Annotated in this window: 19 protein-coding genes and 3 tRNA genes; 18 read left to right on the top strand and 4 right to left on the bottom strand. The window is 29.8% G+C overall.

The annotated features are described in order from the left end of the window. Nucleotide 1: 1 nt before the first annotated feature. Nucleotides 2-601, bottom strand: coding sequence for a nucleoside 2-deoxyribosyltransferase (locus tag CP520_RS02350; RefSeq protein ID WP_096862871.1), 600 nt, complete (start codon nucleotides 599-601; stop codon nucleotides 2-4). 117 nt (nucleotides 602-718) lie between these two features. On the opposite strand from CP520_RS02350, the gene CP520_RS02345 reads away from it, so the two are divergent. The 4 genes from CP520_RS02345 to CP520_RS02330 all read left to right on the top strand — a co-directional run bounded on the left by CP520_RS02345 (nucleotide 719) and on the right by CP520_RS02330 (nucleotide 8,918). After that, nucleotides 719-1,561, top strand: coding sequence for a hypothetical protein (locus tag CP520_RS02345; protein WP_096862870.1), 843 nt, complete (start codon nucleotides 719-721; stop codon nucleotides 1,559-1,561). 804 nt (nucleotides 1,562-2,365) lie between these two features. Beyond that, nucleotides 2,366-4,213, top strand: coding sequence for a translational GTPase TypA (gene typA, locus CP520_RS02340; protein ID WP_096862869.1), 1,848 nt, complete (start codon nucleotides 2,366-2,368; stop codon nucleotides 4,211-4,213). Nucleotides 4,214-4,388: 175 nt separating this feature from the next. Continuing rightward, on the top strand, nucleotides 4,389-4,724 hold the full coding sequence (locus CP520_RS02335; protein WP_096862868.1) for a hypothetical protein: 336 nt from the start codon (nucleotides 4,389-4,391) through the stop codon (nucleotides 4,722-4,724). Nucleotides 4,725-4,856: 132 nt separating this feature from the next. Then, entirely contained in the window at nucleotides 4,857-8,918 is a 4,062-nt protein-coding gene (locus CP520_RS02330) for a lipoprotein (protein ID WP_096862867.1), read from the top strand. Between the two features lie 80 nt (nucleotides 8,919-8,998). Here CP520_RS02330 and CP520_RS02325 read toward each other — a convergent pair whose 3' ends face one another. Further along, complete coding sequence (locus CP520_RS02325) at nucleotides 8,999-10,231, bottom strand: lipoprotein (protein ID WP_096862866.1); 1,233 nt, start codon at nucleotides 10,229-10,231, stop codon at nucleotides 8,999-9,001. A gap of 295 nt (nucleotides 10,232-10,526) precedes the next feature. Between CP520_RS02325 and eno the strand changes: the two genes are divergently transcribed. From eno to CP520_RS02265, 12 genes are all read left to right on the top strand, one after another. Further along, nucleotides 10,527-11,885 carry a phosphopyruvate hydratase gene (gene eno, locus CP520_RS02320; protein ID WP_096862865.1) on the top strand — a complete coding sequence of 453 codons (1,359 nt, stop codon included), beginning with the start codon at nucleotides 10,527-10,529 and terminating at the stop codon, nucleotides 11,883-11,885. Nucleotides 11,886-11,971: 86 nt separating this feature from the next. Then, nucleotides 11,972-12,400 (top strand): Holliday junction resolvase RuvX, encoded by a 429-nt coding sequence (ruvX, locus tag CP520_RS02315; protein ID WP_373423244.1) that lies wholly within the window; start codon nucleotides 11,972-11,974, stop codon nucleotides 12,398-12,400. Between the two features lie 9 nt (nucleotides 12,401-12,409). Then, complete coding sequence (gene hpt / locus CP520_RS02310; RefSeq protein ID WP_096862863.1) at nucleotides 12,410-12,988, top strand: hypoxanthine phosphoribosyltransferase; 579 nt, start codon at nucleotides 12,410-12,412, stop codon at nucleotides 12,986-12,988. 101 nt (nucleotides 12,989-13,089) lie between these two features. After that, complete coding sequence (gene coaD / locus CP520_RS02305; RefSeq protein WP_096862862.1) at nucleotides 13,090-13,527, top strand: pantetheine-phosphate adenylyltransferase; 438 nt, start codon at nucleotides 13,090-13,092, stop codon at nucleotides 13,525-13,527. Next, nucleotides 13,520-14,452, top strand: a complete 933-nt coding sequence (locus tag CP520_RS02300; protein WP_096862861.1) for a DHH family phosphoesterase — start codon at nucleotides 13,520-13,522, stop codon at nucleotides 14,450-14,452. Before coaD ends, CP520_RS02300 begins: the two co-directional genes overlap by 8 nt. A 97-nt stretch (nucleotides 14,453-14,549) precedes the next feature. Continuing rightward, nucleotides 14,550-14,625 (top strand) — tRNA-His (locus tag CP520_RS02295). A gap of 80 nt (nucleotides 14,626-14,705) precedes the next feature. Beyond that, complete coding sequence (locus CP520_RS02290) at nucleotides 14,706-15,923, top strand: hypothetical protein (RefSeq protein ID WP_157755777.1); 1,218 nt, start codon at nucleotides 14,706-14,708, stop codon at nucleotides 15,921-15,923. After that, complete coding sequence (locus CP520_RS02285) at nucleotides 15,910-16,305, top strand: hypothetical protein (RefSeq protein WP_096862859.1); 396 nt, start codon at nucleotides 15,910-15,912, stop codon at nucleotides 16,303-16,305. The genes CP520_RS02290 and CP520_RS02285 overlap by 14 nt, the downstream gene beginning before the upstream one ends. Before the next feature lie 25 nt (nucleotides 16,306-16,330). After that, complete coding sequence (locus tag CP520_RS02280) at nucleotides 16,331-16,555, top strand: acyl carrier protein (RefSeq protein WP_096862858.1); 225 nt, start codon at nucleotides 16,331-16,333, stop codon at nucleotides 16,553-16,555. A 4-nt stretch (nucleotides 16,556-16,559) separates the two neighbouring features. Then, complete coding sequence (locus CP520_RS02275) at nucleotides 16,560-17,051, top strand: Fur family transcriptional regulator (RefSeq protein WP_096862857.1); 492 nt, start codon at nucleotides 16,560-16,562, stop codon at nucleotides 17,049-17,051. 93 nt (nucleotides 17,052-17,144) lie between these two features. After that, nucleotides 17,145-17,220 (top strand) — tRNA-Trp (locus CP520_RS02270). A 60-nt stretch (nucleotides 17,221-17,280) separates the two neighbouring features. Then, nucleotides 17,281-17,355: transfer RNA gene (locus tag CP520_RS02265), tRNA-Trp, on the top strand. A 50-nt stretch (nucleotides 17,356-17,405) separates the two neighbouring features. Here the strand turns inward: CP520_RS02265 and CP520_RS02260 are convergent. Beyond that, nucleotides 17,406-18,272, bottom strand: a complete 867-nt coding sequence (locus CP520_RS02260; protein ID WP_096862856.1) for a DegV family protein — start codon at nucleotides 18,270-18,272, stop codon at nucleotides 17,406-17,408. Nucleotides 18,273-18,277: 5 nt separating this feature from the next. After that, entirely contained in the window at nucleotides 18,278-19,108 is an 831-nt protein-coding gene (locus tag CP520_RS02255; RefSeq protein WP_096862855.1) for a DegV family protein, read from the bottom strand. 139 nt (nucleotides 19,109-19,247) lie between these two features. On the opposite strand from CP520_RS02255, the gene ytpR reads away from it, so the two are divergent. Both ytpR and CP520_RS02245 read left to right on the top strand, forming a co-directional pair. After that, a complete protein-coding gene (gene ytpR / locus CP520_RS02250; RefSeq protein WP_096862854.1) occupies nucleotides 19,248-19,838 on the top strand; it encodes a YtpR family tRNA-binding protein in 591 nt (196 codons plus the stop codon). Nucleotides 19,839-19,848: 10 nt separating this feature from the next. After that, a complete protein-coding gene (locus tag CP520_RS02245; RefSeq protein WP_096862853.1) occupies nucleotides 19,849-20,907 on the top strand; it encodes a nicotinate phosphoribosyltransferase in 1,059 nt (352 codons plus the stop codon). The last annotated feature ends 9 nt before the right edge of the window (nucleotides 20,908-20,916 follow it).

Here is a 20,916-nt window from a genome sequence, read left to right as displayed (position 1 = left end):
TTTATAAACCTTTGAATTCAGCAGTTTGACCAAATTTATAAAGCATTTCACTATTTTCTTTGTGGAATGCTTTTTTATCGATTGTTTTATCATTTTCTAAAACATCCATAATGTTTTTAACAACGTTAGCAGCTTCTTTTGAATTACCAACTAAATAAACTTGAGGGATTTTATTTCCTCATAATAATTGATCGTTGTATAAAACTCCAGTCACAAAACCATTTGCTCCATAACTTGGATATTCTCCAATGTTTTGTGGAATTAAAGCACGGAAGTCTGATTCTTTGACAATTAAGAAGATGTTTGGATTGTTTAAAGCTTTTTCAACATAAATTCCAAACTCAACTAATGTTCCTGGATCTCCATTATTTAAATCAAAGATTGCGAATTGTGATTTTTGAATAGTAGAGTAGTCATAATCAAAAATTCCTTTGTTGGTACGACCAGCATCAGCATCGTTAAAGTCATAATCAACTGGATTTCAGATATCGATTAAATCCATATCTAAAGTATCGCGAAGTTGTTGTCCTTCTAATTTTCTTTGGTTTCATTCACCTTCAGTGAATAAAGGTCCAGCATTGTATATTCCATATTTTTTCATTTTTCTAATAACTCCTTTTTATAATTTGTTTACTTAACCTATATCTTAATATAAAAATAAATCTAATAGGGTTTTGAATGTTAAAATTAACACATAAATTAAAGGAGTTCTTTTTAGATGAGTAAAAAAACTAAGTATTTAGAAAATCTTAATAAAGTTGTTGATGAAGAATTCTTTATCATTGAAAATGCTGAAGATTATGATGTAATTGAACAAATTAATGAACTTAAAGAAATGTGAATTAAAAACAGAAGCATTGATGAATTAAGAATGAAAACTGATGAATTATCTGATAACTTTCCTTTAGCTTTTGTTGTTCCTGAAATCACTTCAGAAGAAGATGATAGAGTAACTATTCAACAAATCGCTTTAATGCGTTTGTTTGTTTTCTTTAATATCTTAAATGATACTTTAGATGCTTTAATGAGCATTGAAAAAGATGATATTTATCAAAAACTAGTTTATCGTTACCCAGATAAAGACATTGATTTTGCTGAATTTGCAGCGATTACCAAGGTTGCAAAAGATCATGTTGCTCAAATGACAGATAGTTTAAAAGTTTTAAGTATTCCAGATAGTATGCACTTCTTTTTAGAACATTTAAAAACTATTGTTGTTGAAATGAATCAAGAAAAGGACTTAGCTAAATTTTATGAAGACTTATATGATTTCTTCGATTACACTAATGTCTTTTTAGACCAAATTGAAGGTGAAATCTTCGATTGAGACGAAGATGAAATTACTCAAGCTAACTTCTTATTCTTCTGATTATTTACATCAGAATTAGTTGCTTACAATCTTTTATTATTAAAAGAATATTACTTAGAATTACAACAACCAAAAGTCATGAATCAACAACTTCAAGAAATTAAATACATTACAGACAATCGTCAAGAAATGGTTAATGAATTTAAAATCCTTTTAAGTTTAGATAAAGCTTTTGAAAATAATAAAAAATAGTAAAATATTAATAGGTATACATATAGATTGTGTTTGGAAAGAAATGCTTACATAAGGACATCCTTAATTGGATGTTTTTATTTTTTAAAAGATATTGTAAAAAAGAGAATTAATTATAAAATATTAATAGGTAGGCGTGTAGATCATGTTTCGAAAGAAACATAAACACACACAAAGAATCCTTTATAGGATTCTTTTTTAATTTAATTCTTATTGAATTTTAGCAAAAGAGAAGTAAAATATAAGTAAGTTATTTGAATGGCTTGTTTCGAAAGAAACAACTATCAAAAGTACCCTTGATTTTAAAAGGGTACTTTTTTATTTTAAAAAATACGCAGACCACTATTCCGCGCATTTATCTTTAGTTAAAGACTAACTATTTTGAAAGCAAAATAACAACAATAATTATTGTTACAAAGCAAAGACATATAGTTAATACTTTTAAACTTTCATTTGTCATCGGAGTTCTACCTCCTTTGCTTTTATCAAATGAAAGCCATTTCTAGTTAAGTTATTTGAATGGCATTCATTAGCTAATTTTATATAGTGGATAAAAAAGCCATTAACATTCTATCGAATAAAGTATCTTTTTTCTCTTGTTTTAATAGAGAAAAAATGAAAAAGAAATTTAAAATAATTCGGGATTTTTTCCAGTTTTTTCCTTATGTTTACACAATTTTAGGACTTTTATAAAAACGTTAAACATTGAGCGATTTTTTCTATTTTTATAAATTTTAAACTATGGTAGAATTAATTAGTTATTTACTGAAAAATTTAACCGTTTAAATAGAAAGAAGAAATAAAATGGACGCAAAAAAAATTATTAATATTGCGGTTATTGCTCACGTTGATGCTGGTAAATCTACTTTAGTAGATGGTTTATTAAACCAAGCTGGTGTCTTTAGAGATAACCAAGAAATTGATGCACAAGTTATGGATAGTAATGATCAAGAAAAAGAACGTGGAATCACAATTTATTCTAAGAACTGTGCAATTGAGTATAAAGGAATCAAAATTAACATCGTTGATACACCAGGCCACGCTGACTTCTCATCAGAAGTTGAACGTATTATGAAAACTGTTGATACTGTTATTCTTTTAGTTGACTCAAGTGAAGGACCAATGCCTCAAACACGTTTCGTTACTCAAAAAGCTTTAGAATTGGGATTACACCCAATTTTAATGATTAACAAAATCGATAAAAAAGACCAACGTGCTGAAGAAGTTGTTGATGAAGTTTTAGAATTATTCATGGAATTAGATGCTGACGAATCACAAATGAACTTCCCAGTATTATATGGAATTGCAAAAGAAGGAATTGCTCAATATGATATGACAACACCTTCAAAAGACTTATCACCATTATTAGAAACAATCGTTACTCAAGTTGGAAGTTATGACACTGATTTATCAGCTAACCCAACAAGAATGCAAGTTTCATCATTAGCATATGATCCTTTCATCGGAAGATTAGGAATCGGAAGATTATTTGAAGGTAAAGCTAAAGCTGGACAAAGTGTTTCAGTTATTAGAAATGATGGTACTCAATACAACGGAAAAATTACTAAAGTCTTTGTTTACCAAGGATTAAACCGTGTTGAAGTGGAAGAAGCTAGTGCTGGAGATATCGTTGTTATTGCTGGATTACCAGAAATTTCAATTGGGGATACTGTTGGAGAGTTAAACAATGTTAAAGCAATGGACCCAATTAAAATTGAAGAACCAACAATGAGTATGAACTTCTTAGTTAATACTTCACCTTTTGCTGGTCGTGTTGGTAAATTCGTAACTTCACGTAACATCAAAGAACGTCTAGAAAAAGAATTAGAAGTTAACGTTGGTTTAAGAGTTGAACCTTTAGTTAATTCAGATGTTGAAGGATTCAAAGTTTTAGGACGTGGAGAATTACACCTTTCTGTTTTAATTGAACAAATGCGTCGTGAAGGATTCGAATTAGGAATTTCTTCACCAGAAGTTATCTTCCATAAAAATCCACAAACTGGAGAAATTATGGAACCAATGGAAAAAGTTATTATTAACGTTCCAACTGAATACTCAGGAACTGTAATCAACAAATTAAACCTACGTAAAGGAATGATGTTAGATATGGATTCTGATGGAGTTCGTGATAAAGTAACTTACAATGTGCCATTACGTGCTTTAATTGGATTTAGATCTGAATTTACAAATGATACCCACGGAGAAGGAATCTTAGTGCAATCATCAAACGGATTTGAACCATACAAAGGTGCAATCGAATCTCGTCAAAACGGAGTTATGATTTCTATGGCTAACGGAGTTACTGTAGCTTACGCTTTAAGTGGTTTAGAACCAAGAGGAACTCTATTTGTTGGTCCTCAAACTGAAGTTTATGAAGGAATGATTGTTGGACAACACTCAAGAAGTAATGACTTAGATGTTAACCCAACTACAGGTAAAAAATTAACTAATACTCGTTCAAGTGGAACTGATGAATCAACAAAACTTTCACCATGAAAGAAAATGACATTAGAAGAAGCTTTAGAATTTATCGAATGAGATGAATTAGTTGAAGTAACACCTGATGATATCAGATTACGTAAAAAATGATTAACAATCAATGACCGTAAACGTCACAGAAACGATCAAAAGAAAGCAATCGAAGAACTTTAAGATTAGCTTAAAATACATAATATTTAATCAACCAGTAATAAAGGTTGATTTTTTTATACCTTAATTTTGGTTTATTTATTTTTCTTTTTATCTATAATCAAATTAACAAATTACTGAAATAAATTAACCTATCGAATTCCGGGAAGAATCCATTAAGAGAGGTTAGTGAAGAGAAATGCACAAAATTTTAATAAACGGTGAAGGTGTAATTGTTCCATCCGATAAATTAACAGCACCTGTACCAAACATCTTGGTTGATAATAACCAAGTTAACTTAGAGAATAAAAAAGGAAACGAAACAAGAATCAAAATCTTAAGTGATTTTCCTTCAAATAGAGAAGTTGTTTTAAGTTCAGCTCCAAATTTTATAGTAGATTCTAACTGTTATGATGCTAAATATGATAAAAATGATGGAGATATTATTATCACACCTAAGCACCAAGGAAACGGGGATCTTTATATTAAAATTGGTTCTCAATTAGGTAAAGTAAACATTAATATTACCCAATAAAGAACTATAAAAATCTTTAATAAAAATCAGAACCAATCTTCTGATTTTTATTTAGTTATAAAGTTTCATAATAAATTAGTTTTAAAATGAAACATAAAAGTTTACAATCAAAGTAACAAAAGAGGTGAAAACGTGAAAAAGTTCTTATCAATCTTAGCATCGGTAGGATTAGTAGCTACATCAGCAACATCGGTTGTTGCTTGTGGTTCACAAACAGCATATGGACACATTAGTGGTAATCATCCGAATCCTGGTGATCAAAAAATTATCACTGATAAAACCAGATTAGATTTACAAATAACTCAAACTGGTTATGTAACTATTAAAGATCCTAGCGTTGAAGGAAAAGAAATCAAAGTTTCTTCAGCTAATCAAACAATTGCTATTGCTGAAATAACAGGTAATTTAATAACTGTTGCAGCATTAATGCAAGGAAGCACAAAAATAAGTGTTATTTGTGGAGAAAAGCAAACAATAATTGAAGTTAATGTACAAGACAATAGACCTAAGGTTGATAAAGTTACTTTAAGTCAATCTTCAATTTCAATTAAGACTAACGAAACCGGCATGGTAGGTATTACTTCTAATGTCCCTGTTGGTGTTCGTCCGTCAATCGAATCTTCAAACCCAAATATTGCTATTGGTTCTATAGATGTTGATAATAAATCAAAATACGTTATTAAAATAGCTCCGTTAAGTGCTGGTAAAACAACCTTAACTGTGTGAGTATTAGACAAATCAACAACTTTAGAAGTTATGGTTGCACCTAATAAAAAGACTCCAACTGCAGTTGAAGTAAGCGATAAAAACCCACAGATTAAAGAAGGAGAAACTAAAGTAATTACAATCACTAATCCAAGTGATTTACCAATTACAGATAGTGATACTTCTGATTATTCACCAGCACAAATTTCTTCAGCAAACCCAAGTATAGCTATGGCTACAGTTAGTGGTAATACTATTACAATTGCTGCTTTAAAAGTTGGGTCAACTAAGATTACTGTTAGTGTTGAAGGAGTTAGTTGTGATATTAATGTTGATGTTCTTTCGAGTGCACCAAATGTTACAAGCATTACTACTAATCAAAAAGTAGAAGTCATTAAAGGACAAACTATTTCAGATACATTTTCATTTGTAGCTGAAAATAATAATGATTTAGTCCCACAAATTGATTCAGAAGATCCAAATGTTTCTCTAGCTCAAGTTTCTGGAAATAAAATTACTTATGTTGGAAATAAAATTGGAACAACAGTTGTTAATTTAACAATAGGAAATAAATCAGTTGCAATTGATGTAACAGTTAAAACTGATGTACCTGATGCTCAACCTATTAAATTAGATTGTGCTAATTCAATTCAAATGGCACAAAGTGATTTAAAAAGAATTAAAATTACAAGCAAAGTCCCACCAGGACAATTCGTTAAAGTAAGTTCAGCTGATGATAGTATTGCTTTTGCTTCGCCAAATAATACAAATGATGGAATTATTGTTGGTTCAACTCCAAAACTTGGAACAACTCAAATCACTATTATTGTTGCTAATCAAACAAAAGTAATTACTGTTACAGTTGTTGATAACACACCAAAAGTTGATGATATTACCTTATCTAAAAATGTATCTAATTTAGAGTGAGGAGAACATGACATAATCACTGTTAATTCAGAAATCCCTAACGGAGTTGAACTAATGGTTGGTTCCCAAAATGCGCAAGTAGCAATTGCAGAAATTTCAGATAAAACAATTACAATTGCTGCAACTGGAGTTGGTACAACAATTATTACAGTTAAGGCATTAGATAAAACAGCACAAATTAGTGTAACTATTGAAGATAATAGACCAAAAGTTGAAAGTGTTAATGTTAAGGATTCATCAGAAACTTTAGAAATTAATTCAAGTATTACAAATACAATTACATCTTCAATTCCAAAGGAAGTAAAACCTTCAATTGAAGTTGATGATTCATCAATTGCCTTAGCAACTATTAGTCAAGATAACAATAACCAAATTACTATAGTTGGATTAAAAGTTGGAACTGCTAAATTTACAATTTGAGTTTTGGATAAATCAACTACTTTTACAGTTACTGTAAAAGATAGTAGACCAACAATTGATAGTTTAACTTTAGATAAAACTTCACTAACTTTACCAGTTGGAACAACATCAACTGCAAAAATTACAACACCAATTCCAAACGGAAATAATGCTGTAATTAAAGTTGATGATATGAATACAGCTATAGCAAACGTTGATGGTTCAACAATTTATGTAGCTGGATTAAAAGAAGGAACTACTAATGTAACTGTTACTTTATTAGGAAAAACAACCACTCTAACAGTTAATGTTGTTCCTGTGGTTTCTAACTTAACCTTAAGTCAAAATACTTTAGAAGTTAAAAATGATGGAGTTTTAGGAACTCTTTCAATTAATTCACCAGCTAGTTTACCAATTGGTCATAAACCAACAATTGTGGCAGACGACCCGACTATAGCTATAGCCCAAGTTTCTGGAACAAGTATTGTTGTAGCGGGAATTAAAGAAGGAACAACAAAAGTTACTGTAACTTTAGCAAATGCCTCTGCAACATTTGTTGTGACTGTTGTTGATATTAATAAATTAAAACCTACACCAACAAATGATTTAAATTCAATTATTTATAATAAATGAATTTGATCATTATATACGCTGGATGGAACTTCTAAAGACGATATTAACGGTGAAGGTGGAAATAAATGAACAATTTGAAAAGATTTAGTTCATGTTAATCCTGTAGGAATTAGCCAAGATGGCTGAAATCATGTTAACTGAAATGTAGTCTCAGATCCAGAAGGAAGAGGTACTCAAAACCCTTATGAACAATGAATTAAATTAACTCCAAATGATAAAACTTTTACAGGAACAGCTACAATTAGAGTGACATCTGATTATGATCCAAATGAACAAATTCCTGGACAAAGAAAACATTACAAAGCAATCGCAGGATTAATTTACGCTGAAACTCAATCTGTATTGGACTTCAACGATTATAAGCAATATATAAATTATGATGCTAAAGCCAAAAAATATAACATTAGTAGTATTTGATTAAATAGAACTCTTTTTGGCGATAATAAAAATTATACTTATCCTGGGACAAATTATACTAATCCAGATGGAGTAAGTGCAATTTTAGCGAATCCACAAATTAGTTCAAATTATTATCACGCAGCAATAACTCCGTATTGGCCGTCAACTCAAAAAGTAAACTTTAGATTAGGAGTTTGATCTATTGCTGGTCAAAACAAAATTTCTGAAACAAGCAATGTAGACGTAATTGTAAGACCAGCTTTATATGACTATGAAGATATTTTTGGAGACTACAACCAAGCACCAGGGTTGGGAGACGTTATTGGTTCAGGAAATCCTAAAGACTATAACCAATTTGGTGCCTTTGAAAAAATAAACTGACAAATTAATGGTGCTTTGAATAGAAATAGCCCAAGTAACGAACCTAAAGAAACGCATTTAGCTTATCGTTTAGGAAATCAAAATATTGCCGCTAAAAACATGAATAATGTCCCTAGCCAAGGAATGTTTAGTAACGGTTCTTCAAGTCAAATTAGACGATACAAAAATTATTGAAACTATGATAAGTCTTGATATTCACCAATTACACAAGGATTTGATTATCAAGTAATTATTACTGACTGATATGGAAATAAATATACTCAAAGTGCAAATCCAGATGGAACTCAAAACCAAGTTGTAACTAATTCTGGTACTGGTAGACAGGGATCATTCTCAAGTCAATTAACTACTGGATATAAAATTAAATTACAAGGTTTATGCAATGATAGAACTTCTGCTAATGGAATTGCTTTAGTAAGTGATTATGTTGATATTGATTATAATTTAACAACTGACATAAGTAGAATCGTAACTCAACAAGCATTGGCTGATGTTTTAAGAGTTGGAACTCCTATTAGTGATGTACAAAACGGAATTATTAATTACATAACTAATTACTCTAATTCAGATGAATACATTCAATTACAAAACGCCAAAATTGGAGTTGATTATTGAATTCAATTCTTAAAATCTGATTTTACTGCTCATACTAGTGATTATTTATGACCAGGAGATATTATTAAAGTAATACCTTATTCAAATTCAGTTTTCTTTAACTACAACAATAATGCAATCTTGCATTCCTTCTAGTTACAAAACTTAATATAAAATAAAAATCCTATTCTAGATTTACTAGAGTAGGATTTTTCTTATATTGATATATTAAATTATTATTGTCCAACGTTTACTGTAATTTCAACAGTGTTGTATCCGGGGTTATTAATTGTAAATGTGTAAACTCCAATAGATTTTCCTTTAATAGAAATTGTTTTGTCATCTTTTAAAGAAATTTCACAAACACTTGAATTCCCAACAATTTTATCTAACCCTAGATTAATAGGGTAATCTCCTGAAAGAGTAATTTCAGTTGTATCAAAAGTTACTTTTCCAGTTCCTTTTTCACTAGTTGGTGCAGTTAAGTTAACTGTATATTCTTTTTCATTAACTTTAGTCATTTTTTCATTACCAGTTAATGTTAAAACTTTAACATCGCCTTTGTTAGTTACAATGAATTCACGGTTGTTAATTCCATCAGCACTAATTATTAAAGTAGTTGAACCGATGTTTTCAGTTCCTGTTAATTTAGTTCCTTCAATTTTTACAACTTTTTGGTTTTCATCTTTTGCTTTAATCGATACATTAGTTAAATTGTTTAAATTGATTGGATCTTTTAAACCAAACATATAAACAAGAACATCTTTAGATTGATCTTTGAAAACATCTTGAGCCATTTTTGTTCCATCAAAACTTGATGTGTTTTTTAATTTAGCAATTTCGTTTTGAGCTCTCATGTTTTCATTGTTTTTATCATTTAAGTTTCTTTCAGCTTGTGCTTTAGCTCTGTTAGCTTCAGTAAGTTGATCTTGAGTATTTTCTAATTCTTTTTGAGTATTATATAAAGCTTCTTCTGCAATGCTTAAGTAAGCATCGTTAATTGTTTTGTCGTTTTCTAATTGCTTAACTTTTTTATTTGCAGCATCAAAAGCTGCTTGTTTTTCTGCTAAGTTTGAAGTTAAAGTTTCGTTATTTTCTTTAGCTTCTTCTAATTCTTTTTGAGTATTTACTAACGCTTCGCAAGCAGCAGCATACAATATGTCATTAATTTTAGCTTGGTTTTCTAACTCTTTAAATTTAACAGTTGCTTCATCCATTGCTTGACTAGCAGTTACTAGTTTATTTGTTAAATCTTTAACATTACCATTTGCCTCATTTAAGTCTTCTTTTGCTTGAGCTAATTGCTTGTTAGCTTCTTCTAATTTCTGAGTTAATTCTTTAATTTTGTTTTCATTTGTTGAGGTGTCATCGATTTGTGTTTTATCATTTGTTGAACCACAAGCAACAACAGCACTTGATGCAGTAGCAGTTAACCCAACTGCTCCTAAAATAGATAATAATTTTTTCATTTTTATTTTCTTGGATTATTTTCCCTAAATAAATAATCCATTTCCCTTCGTTTTTTAATTAAGTCTTTCGGCTAACTTTTTTATTTAAAAAGTTCATACTAAGTCTCGCAAAAAAAAAAAAAAAGCAACCGCTTTTCCGTGTTATCTTCAACATTTAAAGAATTTCAATTTTATTATTAAAAAAATGGTAAAAAACTTATTTCAAATTAATGTTTAATGAAATGTAATTAGTTAATTTATTTAAAAAGTTTATGGTTTATAATATCAATGTATATAAGGAAAAGAGGAAAAAGATATGTCAAAAATCGTTAAAGTTTTAGGACGTCAAATTTTAGACTCTCGTGGAACTCCAACAGTTGAAGTTGAACTTTGAACTGAATTTGGTGGACACGGAATCGCTAAAGTTCCTTCAGGAGCATCAACAGGTGCTAACGAAGCATTAGAATTACGTGATGGTGGTAAAGCATACGATGGTAAAGGTGTTACCAAAGCTGTTGCCAATGTAAATGATAAAATTGCACCATTAGTAATTGGTATGGAAGTTAGAGACCAATTATCAATCGACCAAGCAATGATTGATTTAGATGGTACTGAATTCAAAAAAAACTTAGGAGCTAACGCTATGTTAGGAGTTTCTTTAGCTGCTGCTAAAGCTGCTGCTGACGAAATGGAAATGCCATTATACGCTTACTTAGGAGGACCAGGAGCACACCAATTACCTGTACCTATGTTAAACGTTATTAACGGAGGAGAACACGCTGACTCAGCTGTTGACTTCCAAGAATTCATGATCATGCCTGTAGGAGCACCTACATTCAGCGAAGCTGTAAGATGATCATCAGAAACATTCCACATGTTAAAATCACTTTTAAAAGCTAAAGGTGACATTACTGCTGTTGGAGATGAAGGTGGATTTGCACCAAACTTCAAATGAGCTTATAAAGAAGAAACTGCAGCAGCTTTCAAAGCTAAAATGCCAGTTGAAGTTGCTTTAGATTTATTAGAAGAAGCTGTTCAAAAAGCAGGTTACAAATTAGGTAAAGAAGGATTCATGTTTGCTATGGATGCTGCTGCTTCAGAATTATACTTCGATGATAAAAAATACCACTTCAAAAAATTAGAAAAAATCTTAGGAACTGAATTCTCAATGACTTCAGAAGAATTAAATACATTCTACGAAAAATTAGTAAACAATTACCCAATCGTTTCAATCGAAGATGCATTTGCTGAAACTGACTGAGATGGATTTGTAAAATTCAACCAAGAAATTGGTAAAAATGTACAAAACGTTGGGGATGATTTATACACTACAAACCCTAAATTCATCCGTGAAGGAATTCACTTAGATGCAACTAACTCTGTATTAATTAAATTAAACCAAATTGGTACTTTATCAGAAACAATTGAAGCTATCCAAATGACTCAAAAAAATAACTGAACTGCTGTAGTTTCACACCGTTCAGGAGAAACTGAAGATACTACAATTGCTGATTTATCAGTTGCATTTAACGCAGGACAAATCAAAACTGGTTCAATGTCACGTTCAGACAGAATTGCTAAATACAACCGTTTATTAGAAATCGAAGACGAATTAGGATCAAACGCTGTATACTTAGGAGCAAAAACTTTCTACAACTTACAATGAAACAAATAATTAGTCACCGATTAATTAAAATAATATTAAATTACAACTCTTCGGAGTTGTTTTTTATTATTTTTTTCCGTGCTACAATAATAATTATTATGAGCAAATACATAGGTATAGATTTAGGTAGTAAAACCATTGGTTTAGCTACCAGTGAAGGTTTAATCGCAAACCCAGGACCAACCATCAGATTTGAAGAGTGAAATTTTGATGAAGGAATTGATAAGTTTAACGATTATTTAAAAAACCAAAACCCAGAAAAAATTATCATTGGTTATCCAAAGAACATGGATGGCTCAATTGGTGAGAGAGCAGAAATGGTTGATTTCTTTGTTGAAGGTTTCTTATTAAGCCAAGATAAATATGATGAAAAAGACATTATTCGAGTGGATGAGAGAAGAACCACAAAAATGGCTAGAAGCATCATGATTGAAGCTGGAGTTAGAAGAGACAAACAAAAACAAAAAAAAGATTCATTAGCAGCACAACTGATTTTAGAACAATATCTAAACTCAGTTAAATAAAAGGAGAGAATTATGAAAAAACACCCGTTAGTAAAAGAAATATTATTCACAAATGAGCAGATTGAAGAAGCTACTAAAAAAGTAGCTACACAAGTTAGTGATTATTACAAAGCTCAAAACGATATTTGAGAAAACACTGTTTTAATTTTAGGATTATTAAAAGGATGTGTTCCTTTCTATGCTTCATTTTTAAAACATTTTGATTATGAATGTGAAACTGATTTTATGGTTGTTTCATCTTATCGAGGAACTACTAAAACATCAGGAGATCCAAAAATCGTTTTAGATGTTAATACAACTGTTAAAGGAAAAGATATTTTAATTGTTGAAGATGTTATTGATAGTGGATTGACTTTGAAATACATCAAAGCTTATTTAATGTCACGTGGAGCAAAATCAGTTAAAATTGTTACTTTAATTGATAAGAGAAACAAAAACCGCGTGTCTGGAATTGAAGCTGATTGACATTGCTTTACTATGGGAGAAGAATTCATTGTTGGTTTTGGTTTAGATTACCAAGAAAGACTTAGAAACTTACCTTACATCGGAATTATCGATGAAGAAAAACGTAAAAACTGAAAATGATAATTTAATCAAGAACCCTTGAAAAATAAAGGGTTCTTTTATTTTGAATGACTTGATTTCAATAGTAAGGTAAAATATAAGAAAAGTTAGGTGTAATTAAAAAAATGAAGAAAATCATGTTTCCAGGAAGCTTTGATCCTTTTCATAAAGGACATGCTTCTTTGGTTAAAAAGGCGTTAAAAATCTTTGATGAAGTTGATATTGTAGTTAGTCGTAACCCTGATAAAAACTATAAACATACAGTTGAGAGAAGAAAACAAATGATTGAAAACTATTATCGCAATGAGAAAAGAGTTAAAGTTTTAATCAATGAAAACTTATTAACAATTAATTTTGCTAAACAAAATAACTTCAACTACATCTTAAGAGGGTTTAGAAATAAACAAGACTTTGAATATGAAGTTGAACTAGCTAAATATAATAACGCAATTGATCCAAACATCGAACTTATTTATTTTTTTACAGAACAACAAAATCAAAACACAAGTTCATCATTATTAAAAGAAATTGATGAATACAAGGAGAAAAATCATTATGAATAAACAATACCAAGCATTAGCAAACAAAATTAAAGAATACGAATACATCGTGATTTTTCGCCGTGATAATCCGGATGGAAACGCTTATGGTTCACAATTAGGGTTAAGAGAAATCTTAAAAACTAATTTTCCTGATAAAAAAGTTTATGCTTCTGGAACAAACAGTGAGTTTTTAAACCCAATGGGAAGAATGGATAACTTTGATCCTTCAGTCTTACCACAAGCTTTAGGGATTGTTGTTGACTGTCCAACAACAGAATGAATTGATGGAAATGGTTGAGAACATGTTAAAGAACTTGTTAAAATTGATAACCACCCAGAAAAAGAACAATATGGAGCAATTGATATCAATGATCAAAGTATTTCTTCAACTTCTGAATTAATTGCTGATATTGCCTTTGATTTAAAATGATTAGTCACTCCATTAGCAGCCCAAAACTTATTAATTGGAGCTTTAGAATCAATGCAAGATTTTTGAAGTGCGAAATTTAATAAAAAGACTTTCTTAATTCTAGCTAAACTAATTGAACTTTCACCAGATGTTAATGAAATTGTTTCAAGACGTACTTATTCAACTCAAAATGAAAATGATGTTAAAAAATATTTAGTAAATCACATTAGAACTAAAGATAACTTAACTTATGTTTATATTCCTTATCATAAGTTAGAAAAATACCAAGTTGAACCAAATAGAGCAGCTACCTTTATGTGATTATTATTAACTTTCTCAACAACTGAATTTACAGCTATGTTTATTGAATATCCTGATAAAAAAATTCGTGCTCATATTTGTAGTAAAACTAGACCAGTTAACTTATTTGCAGCAAGATATGGTGGATGAGGAACTGAATATAGTGCTGGCGCTTTCTTAGAAAGCAAAAAAGAAATCAAACCAATCTTAGAAACTTTAGAACAAGAAACTTTCTAATAAAATTTTTGTTTTTTAACTATGAAATAATTGACTTTCAAATAGTTAACAAGGTACAATTCTAATGTTGAGTTTTCAACATTAGAATTTTATATTGGCGTTTGTGGCGAAGTGGTTAACGCATCGGGTTGTGGTTCCGACATACGGGGGTTCGATTCCCCTCAGACGCCCCATTATATTGAAAAAGATAAACTTTCTGAAATAATTTTCGGGAAGTTTTTTTATTTTCTTCTTATACCTATATGAGAAGGGAATGATTAAAGTGTATCAACAACAATTAATAAATAATGAAAGTCATGATTCTGAGATTAAAGTTAAAAACTTTGATGCTTCTAGTTTAGGCGTTTTAGTAGCACCAAATTTTCTTTTTATTAACAAACCGAACAAAACTGATAAAAAAGAAACTTATAAAATGATTGTTTGGTTTGAAATGATTGCAAATCACAATCAAATTCAATGAGATAAACTTCCAAGATTAATTAATTTAAAGAATTTTAGGTTTGAACTTTATAAACGAGATAAGAAAACTAATCAAAACATTAAAATCCCTTACTCTAGTAAAAATGAAGGTCGAGCTTTGATTGATAATTTAACTTTAAAATATGATCAAAATAATCGCCGAATTGATTTAACAGAGAAAGACTTTTTAGAATTTAAAATTCCAAGTGAACTAATTGATGATGAAGAAAATAACTTTCTATTTTCATTAGATTATCAGGCAAAAGAAACATTTGGAATTTCAAATCATCAACAAATTGGCGAAAATAGGGGAATGATTAGCTTTAATCCTAATTTAAATAAGCAAAACAACAAGAATTTTGAATTAGATCAAGTTGGTTGTTATCTAAATCGTGATTCCTATAACGGAAATAAACACCAATATTATTCATTATTAAAAAAGAATTACACCTTTAGTTTTGAAAACATAAAAACTAGATATCAATTAAATGAAAAACTTGGTTCTGTTAATGTTGGAACAAGTTCTAGTAATCCAATCTTTTTAGAAAACATCTCTTATTTAAAAAATATTTTATGAGACTTAAAAAACAACATTATTAACGATGATGTTGTTTTAATGAACGCCAAAATTGATGGAGATAAGATAAAAGATTATTATAATTTCTCTGATTTTGACTTAAACCTTAATAAAGATGGGTCTATTAATTTTAAAACCGGTTTTGACTATGATTTAAATACTAATAAAATTGTTAAAAAGGGCCAAAATCAGGTTGTTTTTACAAATTCGATTAAAAACCAACAGATTGCTTTAAATCTCCTTCTTGGTGGTAAAAAACACGAATTACGCCTAGATATCGTGAATAGCGAACCAAGTTTAGAATATCAATTCTCTGAAGAGCTAATTGAAAAGATAATAACTTTAAAAAGAAATGATTTACCGATTAAAACTGAAAAATTATCATTTGAAGAATTTCAACAACGATTAAAGAATCTTGGTTATGAAAAAGACTAAACTAATTGCAAAGATTCTTTCCTTTCTTTTTATAACGACTTCAATTGGGGTTGGTGGTTATTTAGTTTATGAATTTAGTAAATCTAATAATCAAAAAATTGATTATGAATCTTTTGGTGAAGAAAATAAAAATCACTATAGTCAGATTAAATTTGATAAAAGAGAAACTCAACAAATGCTTAACTATGAAAATGGTAACTATAGTTTCAACTTAACTAAATTTCAATATAACTTCTTATATCGACTGAAGTCATCATACAAGGAATTATTAGATTGAGAAATCAGTTTGTATGTAGATTTTCCAATTAATGCTAAGAAAGTTACCGTAACTATTGAGGATAGTGGCGATAACCAACTAAAATGAAAGTATAGTATAATGTAAGTGATAATCTTACAGGAGGCATTTTATGGACTATACAGATCAAATTATTAAAGAACTTAAAAAGCAAGGGGTTAAAGGTAATTTAACCTCTAACACAAACCTTAAAGAAGTTGGTTTAGATTCACTAGACTTAATGGATATGGTTGTTAAATTAGAAGATAAATTTAACATTATGGTTCCTGATGAAGAATTAGAAAACATTAAAACAATTGGTGATTTAGACAAGTTAATCATTAAATTAAAAGGTTAATTTGATGAAACGTCATTTAACAGAAGAGCAACAAGCTGCTTATGATTCTATAATTCAAGTTTTAAAAGATAAAGGAATCAAAATTACTAAGGTACGTGAATCAATCATTGAAATGTTATTAATGAATGAACATGCTACTACTTCAGAAATTGTTAAAAGCTTAAAAGATGAATTAGATAATGTAAACACTGCTAGTGTCTATAACACTTTAGACTTGTTATTAGCAGAACACATCGTTTCAGCTAATACTTTTAATGGAAAACAAATATGTTATGAAATTGTTGAAAGAAACACCATTCACTTTTCTTGTATAAAATGTGATCGTGTTTATCATATTAGATCAGATGAAATTGAAGAAAAAAGTTTCAAAGATTTAGAAAAATTAGGAGATTCAATTGGATTTAAAATGGATCATTTCAAAATTGAATGTCATGGAACTTGTCAAAGTTGTTTATTAAAAGAACATAAACAAGAACGCAAAGGAGCAAAAGCCTAAATTATTTTAGGAAAATTGCTTCTTTTTTTCTTTTTTGGGTTGGAAAAAATCATATACTTTATGTATAATTTTAAAGTTGTTAACAAACCAAATAGGGGTATAGTTCAGTTGGTAGAACATCGGTCTTCAAAACCGAGTGTCGCGAGTTCGAGTCTTGCTACCCCTGCCATTAAGAAAATAAAATAGTATCGCGTTTATCTCAAATAATTGCGATACTATTTTTATATATAGAGGTGTAGTTCAATGGTAGAACGTTGGTCTCCAAAACCAAGCGTTGAGGGTTCGATTCCTTTCACCTCTGCCAATAAGAAAAAGAAATGCGATTCAATTAATTTTGAATCGCATTTTTATATCCTACTTATAAATTTTTACAGTTACAAATCCAATTGTGTTTACTCCAGCATGGGCTGTGTAAAGAGGTGGGATTAGTTCTTCTGTATATTTAATTTTTGCTGCATCTAAAGCTTCTTTGGCGTTATCTTTAATTTTTTCATCTGTTAAAGGAGTTGAAACAAAGATAAATTTATAATCACTTGGATTTTTATAATCTTTTTTAGTAGTTTCAATAACAGGTTTAACTAAAGCACCAATTGTTCTAGCCATTGCTTGTTTTTTGGGTTTAGCTTCTCATTTAATTAAAACTTTAGTTTTAAATAAACTTAACATGGCGTTTAAAACGTTTAAAGCTCTTCCACCCTTAGCAAGTTTTTTAAGATCACCTGGGATAATTCCAAGGTACATATTTTTTTCATAATCTTTAATGAAGGCTAAAACTTCATCAATTGATTTAAATTCTTCAGCTTGTAATTTTTTATTAATTGCTAAAGCACATTCTTTAATTCCGTTTGCAGCCATTGAATGTTCAACAACTGTAATTTTTTCATCATAGTCACCATCGTTTGCCATCATTAATGATGTTTGATACATTGATGAAAGATTTTGAGGAATTGGTAAATGAATAATATGGTCATATTTGTTCAACATTTCATCATATTTTTCAGCAAGTTCTCCTGGAGAGGCTTGTGAAGTTTTTACATTTTCACCATCACTTACTCTTTGATAGAAATTTGTGGTTTTTAAGTTAGCTTCAGTATCTTTTACATCGGTTCCATCTTCAAAAACGATGTGTAGGGGAATTAAATCAACGTTTGTGTTTTCATAAACGCTAGGATCATTTCCTCCGGCAGTATCAACTAAGATACCAATTTTTTTGTTTTCCATTTAGATTATTCCTTTCAAGCTACAATAGCAAAAGTACTAGGACCAGTATGTGCAGAAATAACATTTGTTAATTCTGCATCTAGACCAATTTCTAGACCTTCTTTTTCAATAATAGATTTTACTAAATCAATAGTTTCTTCTTCAGCACGTGAGTGAGTTAAATCGACTTTCTTAAGACCTTTAACTGATTTTTTTAATTCCTTTACAGATTCGACAATGGCTTTTTTAAAGGTTCTGGTAGTGAATGCTTTATCAATTGTTCCATCATAACTAAGAACAGGAACAATTTTTAAAATCTTAGCCAAACTAGCAGCCGCAGGAGTAATTCTTCCCCCACGTTTTAAGGTGTCTAGAGTTTTTGGGATAATAAAAGTCTTAAAATCTTCTGAATCTTGTTTTACAAGTTCTATAATCTCAAAACCAGTTTTGTTTTGAGAAATTCATTTTGCTATGTCACCAACAATATGTTGTTGAACAATACTTACACCATTAGTGTCAGTTACGAATACCTTACCTTTATACTTAGATTCTGTTTCAGAAATCATTCTATAAGTATTGAATTGTCCGCTTAATCCTTTTGAGATAAAAGCACAAATTATTTGATCATATTTTTCTAATAATTTGTCTCACATAGGAAGCATAATTCCAGGAGGGGTTTGTGCAGTTTTTAAAACTTGAGTTTCTAAAAGTTCATAAAACTTATCTTTATCAAAGTTTTCATCATCTTGAAACTCTTGTCCATCTTCTGTGTTGATTAGTAGAGGGACCATATATAGGTCTTTATAATCGGTTAGTTTTCCATCATAAGATGAGTCAGTTAAAATTGCAATATTCATATATTCAACCTCCATAGTTGTGTTACTTAGATTATATAATATTTGGTATAATGTATACAATAAAGGCTTGCGATTATAACCTTTGGTTATAGTCTAGGCCTATTTTTAACGATTAATAATTTTCAAGGGAGATAAAAACATGTACGGAGTTTACTATAATGATCTATTCGATAGCTTGATTATTTCTAAAAAAACAATTGATGACTATCTAGTCGATTTCAAAGATGGAGTCACAATTTTACGTGATGAAAAAACAAAAGAAATTACTGGTGTAAATGTCTTTAATGTTTCAAAAGATATCACTTTACATAAAGCATTTAATTCATTTAATCCTGATGCTTTAGATTATTTAAAAAATAGATTAAAAAACTATTTTGTTTTTGAACAACAAACCCAATTTGTTGTAGCCAAAGTTTTAGAATGCGTTGATATTGAAGGAACTCATTTACACAAATGTGAAGTTGATTTAGGTAACGCAACTACACAAATTGTTTGTGGAGCTAAAAACATTGCAAATGACCAACTTGTAGTTGTGGCTTTACCTTATGCATGAATGCCTAACGGAATGCAAATTGTACCAAGCAAACTAAGAGGTTTTGATTCAAACGGAATGATTTGTAGTCAAAAAGAATTAGATATTGATGATAAAAGATTTAGCAAGGAGGGAATTATTGTTTTACCAGAATCATTTGCCGATAAAATCGGAAATGATTTCTTTACAGAACTTTAATTTATAGATAATGAATAATTACCATTTTGATGAAAAAGTAAAACAAGGATATTACTTAGCTGATTATTTTAAAAAGACAACTAAGATTGTAGAAAAGTATAGACCTAATGAAATTGTGACTATGCAATTTTTCCAACGTAAAGAAAATACAATTCTATGTGGAATTAATCAAGCTATAGCTCTAATTAAATATGCTTCTCCAAACTATAAAGAATTAAAGATTGAATATCTTCCTGATGGAACAATTGTTCAACCCTTAGAAGCAGTTTTAAAAATCACAGGTCACTATCAAGACTTTGGATTTTTAGAAGGTATGATTGATGGAATCTTAGCTAGAAATTCTTCTATAGCTACTAACAGTAAAAGAATTATCGATGTAGTTCCAGCTTCAAGAGCTTTAAACATGAATGATCGTGCCGATTTATATATAAACCAACCATATGATGGCTATGCTTCTTATATTGGAGGATTTAGACGATTTGTTTCTGAATCTGCTTTAGAATTTATCAATGATAAAACTGTAGCTCAACCTAGTGGAACTATGCCTCATGCCTTAATTCAAATCTTTGATGGTAATTTATTGGAAGCTACAAAAGCTTTTGCAGAAACTTTCCCAAACCAACCATTGGTAGCTTTAGTTGACTATAACAATGATTGTGTAACTGATGCTTTAATTGTTGCTAGACACTTTAAAGACAAATTATTTGCCGTTCGTTTAGATACAGCTGGAAATTTAATTGATAAAACTTTAGAAAAAAACAAAGCTAAATATCCAACTGATGCTAACCTTTATGGTGTTAATGAATACTTAGTTAGAGAAGTTAGAAATGCTTTAGATGCCGAAGGATTTAACCATGTTCAAATTATTGTTTCTTCAGGATTTAATGCTGATAGAATTAGAGAATTTGAAGAAAATAAAGTTCCTGTTAATACTTATGGAATTGGTGAAGCTTTAGTAAAAGTTAATATCAACTTTACAGGTGATGATGTTGCTTTAAATGGCAAACCTCAAGCTAAATTCGGACGTCACGAATTTGAAAATAAAAATTTAAAATTATTAAAATGATAGGAGAGAAAG

Origin of the sequence: Mesoplasma lactucae ATCC 49193, from assembly GCF_002441935.1 — a bacterium.
Classification (GTDB): domain Bacteria; phylum Bacillota_I; class Bacilli_A; order Mycoplasmatales; family Mycoplasmataceae; genus Edwardiiplasma; species Edwardiiplasma lactucae.
Note: the sequence above shows the minus strand (reverse complement) of the source record. Positions and strands in the feature narration are given on the sequence as shown.